At 68.7% G+C, this 15,779-nt stretch carries 13 protein-coding genes; 12 read left to right on the forward strand and 1 reads right to left on the reverse strand.

What is annotated here, in order from left to right:
- The first annotated feature begins 49 nt into the window (after positions 1-49).
- The 12 genes from DX912_RS16210 (at position 50) to DX912_RS16265 (ending at position 12,559) form a co-directional block, all read left to right on the forward strand.
- A complete protein-coding gene (locus DX912_RS16210) occupies positions 50-241 on the forward strand; it encodes a hypothetical protein (RefSeq protein ID WP_115844192.1) in 192 nt (63 codons plus the stop codon).
- Between the two features lie 103 nt (positions 242-344).
- The gene (gene ilvD / locus DX912_RS16215) at positions 345-2,099 is read left to right on the forward strand and encodes a dihydroxy-acid dehydratase (protein ID WP_115844194.1); all 1,755 of its coding nucleotides are present in this window, start codon (positions 345-347) and stop codon (positions 2,097-2,099) included.
- A 37-nt stretch (positions 2,100-2,136) separates the two neighbouring features.
- Entirely contained in the window at positions 2,137-3,153 is a 1,017-nt protein-coding gene (gene ilvC / locus DX912_RS16220; RefSeq protein ID WP_115844196.1) for a ketol-acid reductoisomerase, read from the forward strand.
- Positions 3,153-4,892, forward strand: coding sequence for an acetolactate synthase 2 catalytic subunit (gene ilvG, locus DX912_RS16225; protein WP_115844198.1), 1,740 nt, complete (start codon positions 3,153-3,155; stop codon positions 4,890-4,892). The genes ilvC and ilvG overlap by 1 nt, the downstream gene beginning before the upstream one ends.
- Positions 4,876-5,112 carry an ACT domain-containing protein gene (locus DX912_RS16230; RefSeq protein ID WP_115844200.1) on the forward strand — a complete coding sequence of 79 codons (237 nt, stop codon included), beginning with the start codon at positions 4,876-4,878 and terminating at the stop codon, positions 5,110-5,112. The genes ilvG and DX912_RS16230 overlap by 17 nt, the downstream gene beginning before the upstream one ends.
- Positions 5,103-6,059, forward strand: a complete 957-nt coding sequence (locus DX912_RS16235) for an aminotransferase class IV (protein ID WP_115844202.1) — start codon at positions 5,103-5,105, stop codon at positions 6,057-6,059. Before DX912_RS16230 ends, DX912_RS16235 begins: the two co-directional genes overlap by 10 nt.
- Before the next feature lies 1 nt (position 6,060).
- Positions 6,061-7,149: a threonine dehydratase gene (locus tag DX912_RS16240; RefSeq protein ID WP_115844204.1), complete on the forward strand. Its 1,089-nt coding sequence runs from the start codon at positions 6,061-6,063 to the stop codon at positions 7,147-7,149.
- Complete coding sequence (locus tag DX912_RS16245; protein WP_115844206.1) at positions 7,146-8,723, forward strand: 2-isopropylmalate synthase; 1,578 nt, start codon at positions 7,146-7,148, stop codon at positions 8,721-8,723. Before DX912_RS16240 ends, DX912_RS16245 begins: the two co-directional genes overlap by 4 nt.
- A gap of 23 nt (positions 8,724-8,746) precedes the next feature.
- Positions 8,747-10,195 (forward strand): 3-isopropylmalate dehydratase large subunit, encoded by a 1,449-nt coding sequence (leuC, locus tag DX912_RS16250; protein WP_115844208.1) that lies wholly within the window; start codon positions 8,747-8,749, stop codon positions 10,193-10,195.
- Positions 10,195-10,794, forward strand: coding sequence for a 3-isopropylmalate dehydratase small subunit (gene leuD / locus DX912_RS16255; RefSeq protein ID WP_115844210.1), 600 nt, complete (start codon positions 10,195-10,197; stop codon positions 10,792-10,794). Before leuC ends, leuD begins: the two co-directional genes overlap by 1 nt.
- A complete protein-coding gene (leuB, locus tag DX912_RS16260; RefSeq protein WP_115844212.1) occupies positions 10,784-11,872 on the forward strand; it encodes a 3-isopropylmalate dehydrogenase in 1,089 nt (362 codons plus the stop codon). The genes leuD and leuB overlap by 11 nt, the downstream gene beginning before the upstream one ends.
- Positions 11,873-11,950: 78 nt before the next feature.
- Entirely contained in the window at positions 11,951-12,559 is a 609-nt protein-coding gene (locus DX912_RS16265) for a hypothetical protein (protein WP_115844215.1), read from the forward strand.
- 51 nt (positions 12,560-12,610) lie between these two features.
- Here DX912_RS16265 and DX912_RS16270 read toward each other — a convergent pair whose 3' ends face one another.
- The gene (locus DX912_RS16270) at positions 12,611-15,775 is read right to left on the reverse strand and encodes an efflux RND transporter permease subunit (protein ID WP_115844217.1); all 3,165 of its coding nucleotides are present in this window, start codon (positions 15,773-15,775) and stop codon (positions 12,611-12,613) included.
- Positions 15,776-15,779: the final 4 nt, after the last annotated feature.

Here is a 15,779-nt window from a genome sequence, read left to right on the forward strand (position 1 = left end):
CGAAAGAAACTGTTGACACGGCCATTCCGGCCGTGTTTCTCTCGATCCCATGACGCAGCGCAGCAACCACTTGCAAACCGCATCGGGCCGGGGCCAACGCGCCACCGCCGCCGCGTCGCAGGCTGACGCGCGTCGCATCGCCATCGCACTTCTGATGAAGGCCGCGCCCATCGCGGCCTCGCTCATTCTTGTACTCGTACTTATTACCGGGCTTGCCAGCGCGGAGTACGGGTTTGTGTAAGTAAGAACCACACACCCAGGTCGATACCCAAGACCCCGCGCCCGAAACGGCGCGGGGTTTTTGTTTTCGCCCTGCGGAACGTCCAGCCAGGAGATCGCCGTTCGTGAGAAGCAACGCCATCAAGCAGGGCCCCGCACGCGCTCCCGCACGCGCCATGTTGCGCGCGACCGGATTGAGCGACGAGGCGATCGCCAAGCCGCTGGTCGCGGTCGTGCATACGTGGTCGGACGTCTCGCCGTGCAACTACACGCTGCGCGACCTCGCGCAGCACGTGCGCGCGGGCGTGATCGAGAACGGCGGCACGCCCATCGAATTCAACACGATTGCGGTCACCGACGGCATCGCGATGGGCTCCGACGGCATGCGCGCCTCCCTGCCCTCACGCGAGACCATTGCCGATTCGATCGAGCTCGCCGTGAACGGCCATTGCCTCGACGCGATGGTGCTGCTCGTCGGCTGCGACAAGACGATCCCGGCGGCGGCGATGGCGGCGGCGCGGCTCGATATCCCGACCGTGATCCTGTACGGCGGCACGATCCTGCCGGGCCATTGCCGCAAGGACGCGAGCGACAAGTCCCTGACGGTGCAGGACGTGTTCGAGGCCGTCGGCGCGCATTCGGCCGGCCGCATCGACGATGCCGAACTGCATCGCATCGAGTCGCACGCCTGCCCCGGCGCGGGCGCGTGCGGCGGGCAATTCACCGCGAACACGATGGCGATGGTGCTGACCTTCCTCGGCCTGTCGCCGTTGCAACTCAACGACATTCCCGCCGTGCATGCCGACAAGCCCGCCGCCGCGCGGGCCTGCGGCGCGCTGGCGATGAAGCGTTTGCGCAACGGTGGTCCGGGACCGCGCGAGATCCTCTCTCCCGCAGCGCTGCGCAACGCTGCGTGCGCGGTCTCGGCCACCGCGGGTTCGACCAACGCCGCGCTGCACCTGCTGGCGATCGCGCACGAAGCCGGCGTTGCGTTCGACCTGGAGGAATTCGAAGCCGCCGCGCGCACGCCGGTGATCGCCGACCTCAAGCCCGGCGGTCGCTACACCGCCGCGGAAATGTTCGAGATGGGCGGCGCGGCGCTGGTCGCGCGCGAACTGCGTGCCGCGGGCCTGATCGAGGACATCCCGACCGTCACCGGCCGCAGCTTCTTCGCCGAACTCGATGACGTGCCCGCGCCGGGCGCGCAGGACGTGGTGCGTCCGGTGTCGGATCCGTTCAAGCCGCGCGGCGGCTATTCGATCCTCTACGGCGATCTCGCGCCGGAAGGCTGCATCCTCAAGCTCGCCGGCCACGGCATCGAACACTTCGAGGGCACCGCGCGTGTCTTCGATTCGGAAGAGGCCGCGTTCAACGCCGTGCAGGCGCGCCAGATCCGCGCGGGCGATGTCGTCGTCATCCGCTTCGAAGGCCCAGCGGGCGGCCCGGGCATGCGCGAGATGCTCGCCGTGACTGCGGCCCTCGTCGGCCAGGGCCTGGGCAACGACGTCGCGCTGATCACCGACGGCCGCTTCAGCGGCGCGACGCACGGCTTCATGGTCGGCCACATCTCGCCCGAAGCCGCGCGCGGCGGTCCCATCGCGAAGCTGCGCGACGGCGATCGCGTGCGCATCGACGTGAAGACGCGCCGCATCGACGTCGACGCCGACCTGCGCACGCGCCCCACGGCACGCATTGCGCCGCGCGTGGCCACCGGCGTGCTCGCGAAATACGCCGCGCAGGTGAGTTCGGCCTCGCGCGGCGCAGTCACGGCGCCCGGCCCGCTCGACGCGGCCCGCGCGAAGTCGCGCGACATCCCCGTGCAATTCATCGAGGAAGCGCCCGTGACGCCCGAAGAAACGAAGGAACTGTTCCTCGCCTGACCCTCCGCACCGCCCTCCATCCACTACGGACACGATCATGACCACCCAGCAAAAACCCCGCGTCGCCATCGTCGGTTACGGCAGCCAGGGCCGCGCGCATGCCTTGAACCTGCGCGATTCCGGCTTCGACGTCACCGTCGGCCTGCGTCCGGGCGGCCCGACCGAGATCAAGGCGAAGGCCGACGGCTTCACCGTGAAGTCGCCAAGCGAGGCGGTGAAGGACGCCGAACTCGTCGCCGTGCTTACGCCCGACATGGTGCAGCCGCAGCTCTACGGCGAAGTGATCGAGCCCAACATCGCGCAGGGCGCGTGCCTGCTGTTCGCGCACGGTTTCAACGTGCATTACGGGCAGATCACGCCGCGCGAGGACCTGGACGTCGTGCTCGTTGCGCCTAAGGGCCCGGGCGCGCTGGTGCGTCGCGAGTACGAGATCGGCCGCGGCGTCCCGTCGGTCTATGCCGTCTACCAGGACAAGAGCGGGAACGCCGAGCAGCTCGCGCTGACCTACTGCGCCGGCATCGGCGGCGCGCGCCAGAACGCGATCCGCACCACGTTCAAGGAAGAAACCGAAACGGACCTGTTCGGCGAGCAGGCCGTGCTGTGCGGCGGCGCGACCAAGCTGGTGCAGGCCGGCTGGGAAACGCTGGTCGAAGCCGGCTACCAGCCGGAAGTCGCGTACTACGAGTGCCTGCACGAGCTGAAGCTGATCGTCGACCTGTTCTACGAAGGCGGGATCACGCGCATGCACGAGTTCATCAGCGAGACCGCGCAGTACGGCGCGCTCACGCGCGGCACCTACGTGGTCGACGAGAACACGCGCGCGCAGATGAGGAAGATCCTCGCCGAGATCCAGGACGGCACGTTCGCGCGCCAGTGGATCGCCGAATACGCCGCGGGCAACGCGAACTACAAGGCGCTCAAGGAAGGCGACCTGACGCATCCGATCGAAGCGGTCGGCAAGAAGCTTCGCGCGAACATGAAGTGGCTTTCGACCGCGCCGCAGGCCGCGTCGGCCGCGACCGAAAAGCGCCAGGCGCAGACAGAGGCCGCGTGATGAACGGTGCCCGCTGGCTGGTGCAGGCCCTGGCGGCCGAAGGCGTGGACACGCTCTTCGGCTACCCGGGCGGCGCGATCATGCCCTTCTACGATGCGCTGCACGGATCGCAGCTCAGGCACGTGCTGGTCCGCCACGAACAGGGCGCGGCCTTCGCGGCGAACGGGTATGCGCGGGCCAGCGGGCGCGTGGGCGTATGCGTGGCGACGTCCGGTCCGGGCGCGTCGAACCTGGTCACCGGCATCGCCGACGCGATGCTCGACTCGGTGCCGATGGTGATCATCACCGGGCAGGTCGCCACGCCGCTGATGGGCACCGACGCGTTCCAGGAACTGGATGTGTTCGGCATGACGATGCCGATCGTGAAGCACAGCTTCCTGCTGCGCCGCGTCGACGAACTGCCCAATGTCGTCGCCGAGGCATTCCGCATCGCGCGCTCGGGTCGCCCGGGCCCGGTGCTGATCGACCTGCCCAAGGACGTGCAGGTCGGCGACGCATCGCACCTTCCGCTGCACGTGCCGGCGGAAATCGACGACGTGCCCGCGCCGAAGGACGCCTCGCTGCACGCGGCGCTCGCGATGATCTCGCAGGCAAAGAAGCCCGTCGTCTACGGCGGCGGTGGCATCGCGCTGGGCGATGCGGTGCAGGCGTTTCGCACGTTCGTCGACGCCACGCAGATCCCGACCGTGCTAACGCTGAAGGGACTGGGCGCGTTGCCGTCGAACCACGCGCTGAACCTCGGCATGCTCGGCATGCATGGCAGCCGCGCGGCGAACCTGGCGGTGCAGGAAAGCGATCTGCTGATCGTCGTCGGCGCGCGCTTCGACGATCGCGCCACCGGCAAGCTGGCGGAGTTCGCGCCGAACGCGCGCGTCGTCCACATGGACCTGGACGCGTGCGAGATCGGCAAGCTGCGCCACGCCGATGCCGCCGTGTGCGGCGACATCCGCCGCACGCTGACCGCGCTCACCCTGCCCTGCGCCGCGCACCTGCACGGTCGCAACGGCGCGGCGCGGCGCGAATGGCGCGCGACCTGCCAGCAGCGCATGCACGAATTCGCCGCGCGCTACGACGCCCCGGGCGACACCGTGTACGCACCGGCGCTGCTGAAGCGCCTGTCGGAACTGGCGCCCAACGCAATCGTCGCTTGCGACGTCGGCCAGCACCAGATGTGGGTCGCGCAGCACTGGCGCTTCGGTACGCCGCGCCAGCACCTCACCAGCGGCGCGCTCGGTGCGATGGGCTTCGGCCTGCCGGCGGCGATCGGCGCGCAACTGCAATCGCCCGATGCGCCGGTCGTGTGCGTCAGCGGCGACGGCTCGTTCCTGATGAACGTGCAGGAACTGGCGACGCTGCGCCGCTATGGCCTGCCGGTGAAGATCGTGCTGCTCGACAACCAGGCGCTCGGCATGGTGCGCCAATGGCAGGAGCTGTTCTTCGACCGGCGCTATTCCGAGATCGACCTGTCCGACAACCCCGACTTCGGCGCGGTCGCGGCGGCGTTCGGCGTGCAGGCGCTGCACGTCGATCGCGCCGAATCCGTCGAAGCCGCCCTGCAGGCGCTGCTCGCCACCGACGGCCCGGCGCTGCTGCACGTCGCCATCGACCAGGCCGCAAACGTGTGGCCGCTGGTGCCGCCCAACCACAACAACGCGCAGATGCTCGATCCGGAGCTTGACGCCGGCGCGTCGAACGAACCCACCCCCACCGAGGATCCCCGCCATGCGATACCAGCTTGATCTCACGCTCCGTCAGGCCGAAGGCGCGCTGTCGCGGGTATTGGGCGCGGCCGAACGCCGCGGTTTCCGCCCGCTCGCCGTCGATGGCGAAGCGCAGGCCGACGGCGACCGCTGGTACCTGCGGCTGACCGTTGAAGGCGAACGCGACGAAGCCAACCTGCAGCACCAGCTAGAGAAGCTCTACGACTGCCTCGCGGTGGAGGTGTCGCCATGTCGGTGATCGCACCCGAAGCCATCGCCTCGCGACAACCCGCGGGCAAGCCCATCGAACTGCGAGACGAAGCGCGCCGTCCGGGCATGCCGCTGCTGTGGTTCGACGGCGAACTGACCGCCGCCGATACGCCGCACGCGCCGCTGACCACGCACGCGATGCATTACGGCACCGGCGTGTTCGAAGGCATCCGCAGCTACGCCACGCGCGATGGCGCGGCCGTGTTCCGCCTGCCCGAGCACCTGGAACGCATGCGCAAGGGCGCCGACCTGCTCGGCATCGACTTCGACGTCGATGCGGCATTCGAAGCGACGCTGCAGACGCTGCGCGCGAACGGGCATCGCGATGCGTACGTGCGCCCGCTGACGTGGCTGGGCAACGGTGCGGATGGCGTGACGGTCGGACTGGACGTGCCGGGCCTGAGCCAGCACTTCATGGTGATGACGCTGCCCACCGTCGTGCACCTCAATGGCAAGCGTTCGCGCCTGACGGTGTCGCCGTGGAAGCGCAATCCGGAATCGTCGTTGCCGCCGCTGAAGCTGTGCGGCGCGTACATCAACTCGATCCTCGCCAAGCGCGAATCGCGCCTGCGCGGCTTCGACGAAGCGCTGTTCGTCGACGAGGACGGTTACGTGGTCGAGTGCACCGGCGCCAACGTGTTCATGGTGCGCGGCGGTGAGGTCACGGCCGTCTCGCATCGCGACGCGCTGCCCGGGATCACGCGCGACAGCGTGATCGCGCTGAGCGGCGCGCAATCGCGCGCGGTCACGCATCACGAACTGCTGGATGCAGACGAAGTCTTCGTCTGCGGCACGGCGGCGGAAATCGCGCCGATCAGCGCGCTCGACCGGCGCGAGTTCGGCGACAACCCGATCACGCGCGAGCTGCAGGCGCTGTACGGTCGCGTCGTTCGCGGCGAAGAGTCGTCGTACACGCATTGGCTGACGGCCGTCTGACATGGACGGCGACGTACCCACCGACGTACGCGTCACCGCGGCCGACGTGCTCGCGGCGCAGGCGCGGCTGCGTCGCTACCTGCCGGCGACGCCGCTGCATCATGCGGAGCGCTTCGGCTGCTGGCTGAAGCTGGAGAACCTGCAGCGCACCGGTTCGTACAAGGTGCGCGGCGCGCTCAACGCCCTGCTCGCGGCGCGCGAACGCGGCGATCATCGACCGGTGATCGCCGCCTCCGCCGGCAACCACGCGCAGGGACTGGCGTGGGCCGCGTATCGCCTGGGCGTCAACGCGATCACCGTGATGCCGCGCAACGCGCCGCAGACGAAGATCGCCGGCGTCGCGCATTGGGGCGCGACCGTGCGCCTGCATGGCGACACCTACGACGAAGCGAAAGCCTTCGCCGCGGAGCTGGCCGAGCAGAACGGCTACCGCGTGCTGTCCGCGTTCGACGACGCCGACGTCATCGCCGGCCAAGGCACCGTCGGGCTGGAACTGGCCGCGCTAGCGCCGGACGTCGTGCTCGTGCCGATCGGCGGCGGCGGCCTCGCGTCCGGGGTTGCGCTGGCGCTGAAGTCGCAGGGCGTTCGCGTGATTGGCGCGCAGGTCGAAGGCGTCGATTCGATGCTGCGCGCGTTGCGTGGCGACCGCACGCCGTGCGATCCGGTCGCGACGCTCGCCGACGGCGTGCGCGTGAAGGAGCCGGGCCATCTGACGCAACGCCTGCTCGCCGAACTGCTCGACGACGTGGTCGTCGTGCGCGAGGCCGAACTGCGCGAAACGCTGGTGCGCCTGGCGCTCGAAGAGCACGTCATCGCTGAAGGCGCAGGCGCGCTGGCGCTCGCCGCCGGGCGTCGCATCGCCGGCAAGCGCAAGTGCGCCGTCGTGTCCGGCGGAAACGTCGACGCGGTCGTGCTCGCGCAACTGCTGTCCGACGTGCGCCCCCGCGCACCGCGCCGTCCCCGCCGCCGCCATCGCGATGCGATGCCTGCGCCCGCGCTGGAGCCGGCCATCGCGACCCTGAATCCCGCTTTCCCATCCAAGCCGCGCGCCGCCGTCGTCGCGCGCGACCACGAGGAGCTCACCGCATGAACGACCCCGCCGCCCGAGTACGGATCTTCGACACCAGCCTGCGGGACGGCGAGCAATCGCCCGGCTGCAGCATGACCGCGCCGCAGAAGCTCCGCTTCGCGCACGCGCTCGCCGAGCTGGGTGTCGACGTGATCGAAGCGGGCTTTCCGGCGAGTTCGGAAGCCGACATGGACGCGGTCCGCGCCATCGCGCGCGAGGTTCGCGGCGCGACCGTTGCGACGCTGGCGCGCTGCCACGTCGGCGACATCGAAGCCTGCGCGCGCGCGCTGGACGGCAGCGTGCATCCACGCATCCACGTGTTCATCTCCACCAGCCCGCTGCATCGCGAACACAAGCTGGGGCTGACACGCGAGCAGGTGCTCGAACGTGCCGTCATGGCGGTCGAGCTGGCCAAGCGCCACGTGGACGACGTCGAGTTCTCCGCCGAGGACGCGCTGCGCACCGAGCCGGATTTCCTCGCGCAGGTCTGCATTGCCGCGGTTCGGGCCGGCGCGCGCACGCTCAATATTCCCGACACCGTCGGTTACACCACGCCGAGCGAGATCCGCACGCTCTTCGAGTACCTGCGTGCATCCGTCGTCGAATCGGGCGTCGCCGGCGCGAACGAAGCGGTGTTCAGCGCGCACTGCCACAACGACCTCGGCCTGGCGGTGGCGAACTCGCTGGCCGCGATCGAAGGCGGCGCGCGGCAGGTCGAATGCACGATCAACGGCATCGGCGAGCGCGCCGGCAACTGCGCACTGGAAGAACTGGTGATGGCGCTGCGCGTGCGCGGCGAGTACTACGGCGCGCACACGCGCATCGACACGCGACGCCTGGTTCCCACCTCGCGCCTGCTCTCGCGCATCACCGGCATGGCCGTGCAGCGGAACAAGGCCGTGGTCGGGCAGAACGCCTTCGCGCACGAGTCCGGCATCCACCAGCACGGCATGCTCAAGCATCGCGGCACGTACGAGATCATGCGACCGGAAGACGTCGGCTGGGCGCAGTCGCAGATGGTGATGGGCCGCCACAGCGGCCGCGCGGCGTTGAGCGATCGCCTGCAGGCGCTGGGCTTCACGCTGCCCGAAGCGCAGCTCAACGCGGTCTTCGCCGGCTTCAAGTCGCTGGCCGAAAAGAAGCGCGAAGTGTTCGATGCCGACCTGGAAGCGCTGGTGCTCGGCGCCGACGCACGCGCGGCTCGCGGGCACCGCCTGGCGCGTTTCCATGTCAGCACCGGCGTCGCGCAGGACAGTCTGCCCACCGCGAGCGTGCAGCTGGTCGATGCCGAGGGCGCATCGGTGAGCGAGGCGGCGGTCGGCGACGGGCCGGTGCACGCGCTGTTCGCGGCGCTCGCGCGCGCCACGGGCATCGCGCTGGAGATCGACAGCTACCAGGTCTCCAACGTCACGACGGGCGATGACGCCCAAGGCCAGGCGCAGGTGATCGCGCGCGTGGACGGGCGCGAGTTCACCGGCTCGGGCACCAGTACCGACATCCTCGAAGCCAGCGCGCTCGCGTGGCTCGACATCGCCAACCGCCTGCAGCGCACGCGCGCGCAGGCCGCAGACACGCGCGCCGCGGCGATCGCCTGACCTCATTCCAGAAAGCCAAGTCAATGACGAGCAAACCGAAAACCCTGTTCGACAAACTGTGGGACGCCCACGTCGTCACGCCCGAATCCGAGGCGGCGCCGGCGATCCTCTACATCGACCTGCACCTGATCCACGAAGTGACCTCGCCGCAGGCCTTCGCCGAACTCGACGCGCGCGGCCTGCCGGTGCGCCGGCCCGAGCGCACCAAGGGCACGCTCGACCACTCCACGCCGACGTTGCCCGTCAACGTCAACGGCCAGCGGCCGTACGTGAACGATGAAGCGCGCGCGCAGGTCGACACGTTGCGCGCGAACTGCGCGCGCTTCGGCGTGGAGCTGTTCGATTACGACAGCCCGCAGCGCGGCATCGTGCACGTGATGGGGCCGGAGCTCGGCCTCACCCAACCCGGCCAGACCATCGTCTGCGGCGACAGCCACACGGCCACGCACGGCGCGTTCGGCGCGCTCGCGTTCGGCATCGGCACCAGCGAGGTCGGCCATGTGCTCGCCACGCAATGCCTGCTGCAGCGCAAGCCGAAGACGCTGGCGATCACCATCGACGGCGAACTCGCGCCGGGCGTCGGCGCGAAGGACCTGATCCTGCACGTCATCGGCGTGATCGGCGTCAACGGCGGCACGGGCCACGTCATCGAGTACCGCGGCAGCGCGATCCGGTCGTTGTCGATGGAACAACGGATGACGGTGTGCAACATGTCGATCGAAGCCGGCGCGCGCGCCGGGCTGATCGCGCCGGACGAAGTCACTTTCGATTACCTGCGCGGCCGCCCGCGTGCCCCGCAAGGGGAAGCGTTCGAGGCCGCGGTCGCAGCGTGGAAGGAATTGCGCAGCGGCGAAGGCGCGCCGTTCGACCGCGAGGTGCGCATCGATGCGCGCGACATCCAGCCGACCGTCACGTGGGGCACGCACCCGGGCCAGGTCGCGGCGATCAGTGCACACGTGCCCGGCAGCGGCGATGCGGACGAAACGAAGGCGCGCGACTACATGGGCTGGGATGCGAACGCCGCGATCGCCGGCCGCGCCGTCGACGTGGTGTTCGTCGGCAGCTGCACGAACTCGCGACTGTCGGACCTGCGCGAAGCGGCCAGCGTGCTGCGCGGCCGCCGCGTGCATCCGCGCGTGCGCATGCTCGTGGTGCCGGGATCGGAGCAGGTCAAGCGCGATGCCGAACGCGAAGGCATCGACCGCATCGTGCGCGACGCCGGCGCGGAATGGCGCGAACCCGGCTGCTCGATGTGCATCGCCATGAACGGCGACATCGTCGGCGCCGGGCAGCTGGCGGTATCCACCAGCAACCGCAATTTCGAGGGTCGCCAGGGCAAGGGCGCGCGCACCGTGCTCGCCTCGCCGGCGACCGCCGCCGCCTGCGCGGTGGCCGGCGAGATCACCGATCCGCGCCCCTACCTCACCACCGAACCCGCGCCGCACGCGGCCGCCGAGCTGGAGACCGCCTGATGCAGCCGCTGACCGAAGTCGTCTCGCGCACCGTCGTGCTGCGCGAACGCAACATCGACACCGACCAGATCATCCCCGCGCGCTTCCTCACCACGACCGAACGCAAAGGCCTGGGCAAGCACGCGTTCAACGACTGGCGCAGCTTGCCGGACGGTTCGCCGAACCCCGAGTTCCCCTTCAATCGCGCGGAGAACATCGGCGCGCGCATCCTCGTCGCCGGCCGCAATTTCGGCTGCGGTTCCTCGCGCGAGCACGCGCCGTGGGCACTGACCGACCTCGGCCTGCGCGCGGTGATCAGCGCGGAGATCGCCGACATCTTCCGCAGCAATGCGCTGAAGAGCGGCCTGCTGCCGATCGTGCTCGATGAAGCCATCGTCGACGAACTGCTCGAACAGCCCGGCGTGGAGCTGCGCATCGATGTCGCGCAACGCAGCGTCACGCTGCCCGACGGCCGCCGCGTGCAGTTCCCGCTGGATGCGTTCGCGCAGACCTGCCTGCTCGAAGGCGTCGACCAGCTCGGCTTCCTGCTGAAGCAGTCGCCGGCCATTTCGCAGTTCGAACAACAACGCCAAACCCAGGAGTTCCGCCATGCAAGCTGAGATCGTCGTTCTGCCGGGCGACGGCATCGGCCCGGAAGTCACCGCCGCCGCGGTGCAGGTGCTGCGTGCCGTCGGTCAACGTTACGGGCACGAGTTCCACTTCACGCACGAGCTCATCGGCGGCGCGGCCATCGACGCCACCGGCGAGCCGCTGCCGGCACGGACGCTCGATGCCGCCAAGCGCGCAGATGCCGTGCTGCTCGGCGCCGTGGGCGGGCCGAAGTGGTCCGATCCGGGCGCGAAGGTGCGGCCCGAACAGGGCCTTCTCGCGATCCGCAAGGCGCTGGGCCTGTACGCGAATCTGCGCCCCGTGAAGCCGCATCCGGCCGCGCTCGGGGCTTCGCCGATCAAGCCGCACCTGCTCACCGGCGTTGACCTGATCGTCGTGCGCGAACTCACCGGCGGCGTGTATTTCGGCCAGAAGCAGCGCACCGCGACGTCGGCGAGCGACCTGTGCGAATACAGCGTCGAGGAGATCGAGCGCGTCGTGCGTCGCGCGTGCACGCTCGCACGCAGCCGGCGCGGCCATGTGACCTCCGTGGACAAGGCCAACGTGCTGGAGACCTCTCGGCTGTGGCGCGAAGTGACCACACGCGTGGTTCGCGATGAGTTTCCGGATGTCACGCTGGAGCACCAGCTGGTCGATTCGATGGCGATGCACCTGCTCTCGCGACCGCGTGAGTACGACGTGATCGTCACCGAGAACATGTTCGGCGACATCCTTACCGACGAAGCCTCGATGCTGGCTGGATCGCTCGGTTTGCTGCCTTCGGCGTCGCTGGGCGAAGGGCGCGTGGGCCTGTACGAGCCGATCCACGGCTCGGCGCCCGACATCGCCGGCCGCGGCGTCGCCAACCCGTACGCGACGATCCTCAGTGCGGCGATGCTGCTGCGGCACTCGCTGGGCCTGGAGTCGGAAGCGCGCTGTGTCGAGAAGGCGGTCGATGGCGCGCTTGCGGCGGGCGTGTTCACGGCGGATCTGGCGCCGGCCGGCCGCGGCGTGTCCACGCAGGCGGCGATGGTCGCGGTGCTGGAGCAGCTCGAACTGGAATGCCAGCCGGTGGTGATGCGCGACTGAGACGGCCGGCGCGATTCGGCGTTACTGGGCCGAGGTCGCATTGCCGGCTTCACGTGCTTCGGGCTAGCGTGGGCGCCCATGAGCCCACGCACCGCCCTCGTTTTCGCGTTCGCCCTCGGCCTGACCGCCTGCGGTTCCACGCCCGATGCCGGCAGTTCGGCCGCCCAGGACGTGTTTTTCCAGCGCGTCGCCACGCTTTGCGGCCAGGCGTTCGCCGGCCGCATCGTCGCCGATCGCCCGCCCACCCCCGATAACCCGCTGGCCGGCAAGGCGCTGACCATGCACGTGCGCGAATGCAGCCGTGACACCATCCGCATCCCGTTCTTCGTCGGCAGCGATCGTTCGCGCACCTGGGTACTCACGCGCACCGCGACGGGCCTGCGCCTGAAGCACGACCATCGCCACGAGGACGGCACCGAGGCCGAACTGAGCCAGTACGGCGGCGATACCCTCGACATGGGCACGGAGGAGCGGCAGGAATTCCCCGCCGACGCCGCATCGAAGGCGCTGTTCGCGCGCGAGGACCGCGCCACGTCGGTGTCGAACGTGTGGGCGATGGAAATCGAACCGCACGAGCGCTTCACCTACGAACTCACCCGTCCGGGTCGCGAAGTGCGCATCGAGTTCGATCTCGAACACCCGATCCCGGCGCCGCCACCGCCGTGGAGCGTTGCACCGAAGCAGTAACAAGAAGGGCGCCCGGAGGCGCCCTTTTCGTTTCCTGCAACCGCGTCGCGTTTACGCCGCCTCGGGCGCTTTCACCCGGAACCACGCCGCGTACAGCGCCGGCAGGAACAGCAGCGTCAGGAACGTCGCCACCGTCAGGCCGCCCATGATCGCCACCGCCATCGGCCCGAAGAAGGCGCTGCGCGACAGCGGGATCATCGCGAGGATCGCCGCGAGCGCGGTCAGCACGATCGGGCGGAAGCGGCGCACCGTGGCCTCGACGATCGCCTGCCACGGCGCGGCGCCTTCGCCGATGTCGTGCTCGATCTGGTCCACCAGGATCACCGAGTTGCGCATGATCATGCCGGCGAGCGCGATGGTGCCCAGCATTGCGACGAAGCCGAAGGGCACGCGGAACACCAGCAGGAACAGCGTCACGCCGATCAGGCCCAGCGGTGCGGTCAGCAGCACCATGAAACTGCGCGAGAAACTGCGCAGCTGCAGCATCAGCAGCGTGAACACGACGAACACGAACAGCGGCATGCCGGCGGCGATCGATTTCTGGCCGCGCGCGGAATCCTCCACGCTGCCACCGATGTCGATCGAGTAACCGTACGGCAGCTTCGAACGCAGGCCGTCGAGCGTCGGCGAGATCTGAGCCGTCACCGTCGCCGGTTGCGTGCCGTCGTAGATGTCGGCGCGGACCGTCATCGTCGGCTGGCGGTCACGATGCCAGATGATGCCTTCCTCGAAGCCGTAATCCAGCGTCGCGATCTGCGTAAGCGGAACGCTTGCACCGCTTTCGGTCGGCACCATCAGGCTGCCGAGCATGTCGAGGCGAAGTCGCTCCTCGGCCGGGCCGCGCAGCAGCATCTCGATCAGTTCGTTGCCTTCGCGGTACGTGCTGATGTGCGAGCCCGACAACGAACTGGACAGGAACTGCGACAGCCGCGCCGAACTCACGCCCAGCGCGCGGGCACGCTCCTGGTCGACGACCAGGCGCACGACCTTGTTCGGCTCGTCCCAGTCCAGGTTGACGTTCACCACGTGCGGGTTCTCGCGGATCTTCTCGCGCACCTGGTAGGCGATCTTCCGCACCTGGTCGATGTGCTCGCCCGACACGCGGAACTGCACCGGATAGCCGACCGGCGGGCCGTTTTCCAGGCGCGTCACACGCATCTGCAGTTCGGGGAATTTCTGGAAGACGTCATCGATCAGCCACGTGCGGATCTCCTCACGCGCTTCCAGGTTCTTCGGCGTCAGCACGAACTGCGCGAAGTTCGCCGCGGGCAGCTGCTGGTCGAGCGGCAGGTAGTAACGCGGCGAACCGGTGCCCACGTAGGCGACAAAGTTCGCCAGATCCTTGTTCTGCTTCAGGATCTGCTCGAAGCGCTGGGCCTGCTCGGTCGTCGCGCGCAGCGAGCTGCCTTCGGCCAGTTCCATGTCGACCATCAGTTCCGGTCGCGTGGAATCGGGGAAGAACTGCTGCGGCACGAAGCGGAACATGACGATGGACAGCACGAACGCCGCCGCCGTCACCGCGATCACCAGCCAGCGGCGACGCACGCAGAACGTCACCCAGCGACGGAAGTTGACGTAGAACTTCGTGCCGTACGGATCGTGCGCATGGCCGTCGATGGGCGGCTTGGGCGCGATGTAGTCGTGCAGCTTCGGGAAGCGGCTGGCGATGCGCTCGCGGAGTTCGTGCCAGCGGTACGCGATCGATCCGGGCTTGAGCGGCTTGGCCGCGTGGCCGTAATCGGGCAGCAGCTTGTCGCCGAGGTACGGAATGAACGCAACCGCCGCGATCCACGACACCAGCAGCGCGATGGTCACTACTTCGAACAGCGAGCGCGTGTATTCGCCGGTACTCGACTTCGCGGTGGCGATCGGCAGGAAGCCGGCAGCGGTGATGAGCGTGCCGGTGAGCATCGGGAACGCGGTGGAATCCCACGCGAACGCCGCGGCCTTCAGGCGACTGAAGCCCTGCTCCATCTTGATGGCCATCATCTCCACCGCGATGATCGCGTCGTCCACCAGCAAGCCCAGCGCGAGCACGAGCGCCCCGAGCGAGATCTTGTGCAGGCCGACGCCGAACAGGTCCATCACGGCGAAGGTCATCGCCAGTACGAGCGGGATCGACAGCGCGACGACGAAACCGGTGCGCAGGCCGAGCGAGAAGAAGCTCACCAGCAGCACGATGGCGACGGCTTCGGACAGCACGCGCACGAACTCGCCGACCGATTCGGTAACGGCGGCGGGCTGGTCGGCGACCTTGCGCAGTTCCATGCCGGCCGGCAGCGTGTCCTGCAGTTGCGCGAACTGCGTTTCCAGCGTCTTGCCGAGCTTGAGGATGTCGCCGCCTTCCTTCATCGCCACGCCGATGCCGATGGCGTCCTCGCCCATGAAGCGCATGCGCGGCGCCGGCGGATCGGAGAAGCCGCGCTTCACGTCGGCGACGTCGGCAAGACGGAACGTGCGGTCGCCGACGCGGATCGGGAATTCGCGGATTTCCTCGACAGATTTGAACTTGCCGCCCACGCGCAGCGCCACGCGCGTGCTGCCTGTTTCGAAGAAGCCGGCGGGCACCATCGCGTTCTGTTCGTCCAGCGCCTGCTGCACGGCGGCGGCGGGAATGCCGAGCGTGGCGAGCTTCACGTTCGACAGCTCGACCCACACCTTCTCGTCCTGCACGCCGAACAGCTCGATCTTGCCGACGTCGGGCTGCTTCTGCAGCTGCAGCTGCACGCGCTCGGCGTAATCCTTCAGCACGGCGTAGTCGAAACCCTTGCCGGTGAGCGCATAGATGTTGCCGAAGGTGTCGCCGAATTCGTCGTTGAAGAACGGGCCGACGACGTCGCTGGGCAGGGTCGCGCGGATGTCGCCGACCTTCTTGCGCACCTGGTACCACAACGGTTCGATGTCCTTCGAACGCAGCGAATCGCGCGCGACGAAGATCACCTGCGATTCGCCGGCGCGCGAGTACGAGCGGATGAACTCGTACTGGCCGGTTTCCATCAGCTTCTTTTCGATGCGCTCGGTGACCTGGCGCGAGGTTTCCTCGGCGGTCGCGCCGGGCCACAGCGTGCGGATGACCATCACCTTGAAGGTGAAGGCCGGGTCCTCGCTGCGACCCAGCCGCAGGTACGAGAACGTGCCGGCAATGGCCATCACCAGCATCGCGTAGATGATCAGGCTGCGATGGCGCAGCGCCCATTCGGAGAGGTTGAAGCGCATGGCG

The organism is Lysobacter soli, assembly GCF_003382285.1.
Lineage (GTDB): Bacteria > Pseudomonadota > Gammaproteobacteria > Xanthomonadales > Xanthomonadaceae > Lysobacter_J > Lysobacter_J soli.

Bases quoted from the DNA above. Each gene is read 5' to 3' on its own strand.
- ilvG (WP_115844198.1), top strand. From the start codon at position 3,153: ATGAACGGTGCCCGCTGGCTGGTGCAGGCCCTGGCGGCCGAAGGCGTG.
- leuD (WP_115844210.1), top strand. From the start codon at position 10,195: ATGCAGCCGCTGACCGAAGTCGTCTCGCGCACCGTCGTGCTGCGCGAA.
- leuC (WP_115844208.1), top strand. From the start codon at position 8,747: ATGACGAGCAAACCGAAAACCCTGTTCGACAAACTGTGGGACGCCCAC.
- ilvC (WP_115844196.1), top strand. From the start codon at position 2,137: ATGACCACCCAGCAAAAACCCCGCGTCGCCATCGTCGGTTACGGCAGC.
- DX912_RS16235 (WP_115844202.1), top strand. From the start codon at position 5,103: ATGTCGGTGATCGCACCCGAAGCCATCGCCTCGCGACAACCCGCGGGC.
- DX912_RS16230 (WP_115844200.1), top strand. From the start codon at position 4,876: ATGCGATACCAGCTTGATCTCACGCTCCGTCAGGCCGAAGGCGCGCTG.
- DX912_RS16270 (WP_115844217.1), bottom strand. From the start codon at position 15,775: ATGCGCTTCAACCTCTCCGAATGGGCGCTGCGCCATCGCAGCCTGATC.
- DX912_RS16245 (WP_115844206.1), top strand. From the start codon at position 7,146: ATGAACGACCCCGCCGCCCGAGTACGGATCTTCGACACCAGCCTGCGG.
- DX912_RS16265 (WP_115844215.1), top strand. From the start codon at position 11,951: ATGAGCCCACGCACCGCCCTCGTTTTCGCGTTCGCCCTCGGCCTGACC.
- leuB (WP_115844212.1), top strand. From the start codon at position 10,784: ATGCAAGCTGAGATCGTCGTTCTGCCGGGCGACGGCATCGGCCCGGAA.
- DX912_RS16210 (WP_115844192.1), top strand. From the start codon at position 50: ATGACGCAGCGCAGCAACCACTTGCAAACCGCATCGGGCCGGGGCCAA.
- DX912_RS16240 (WP_115844204.1), top strand. From the start codon at position 6,061: ATGGACGGCGACGTACCCACCGACGTACGCGTCACCGCGGCCGACGTG.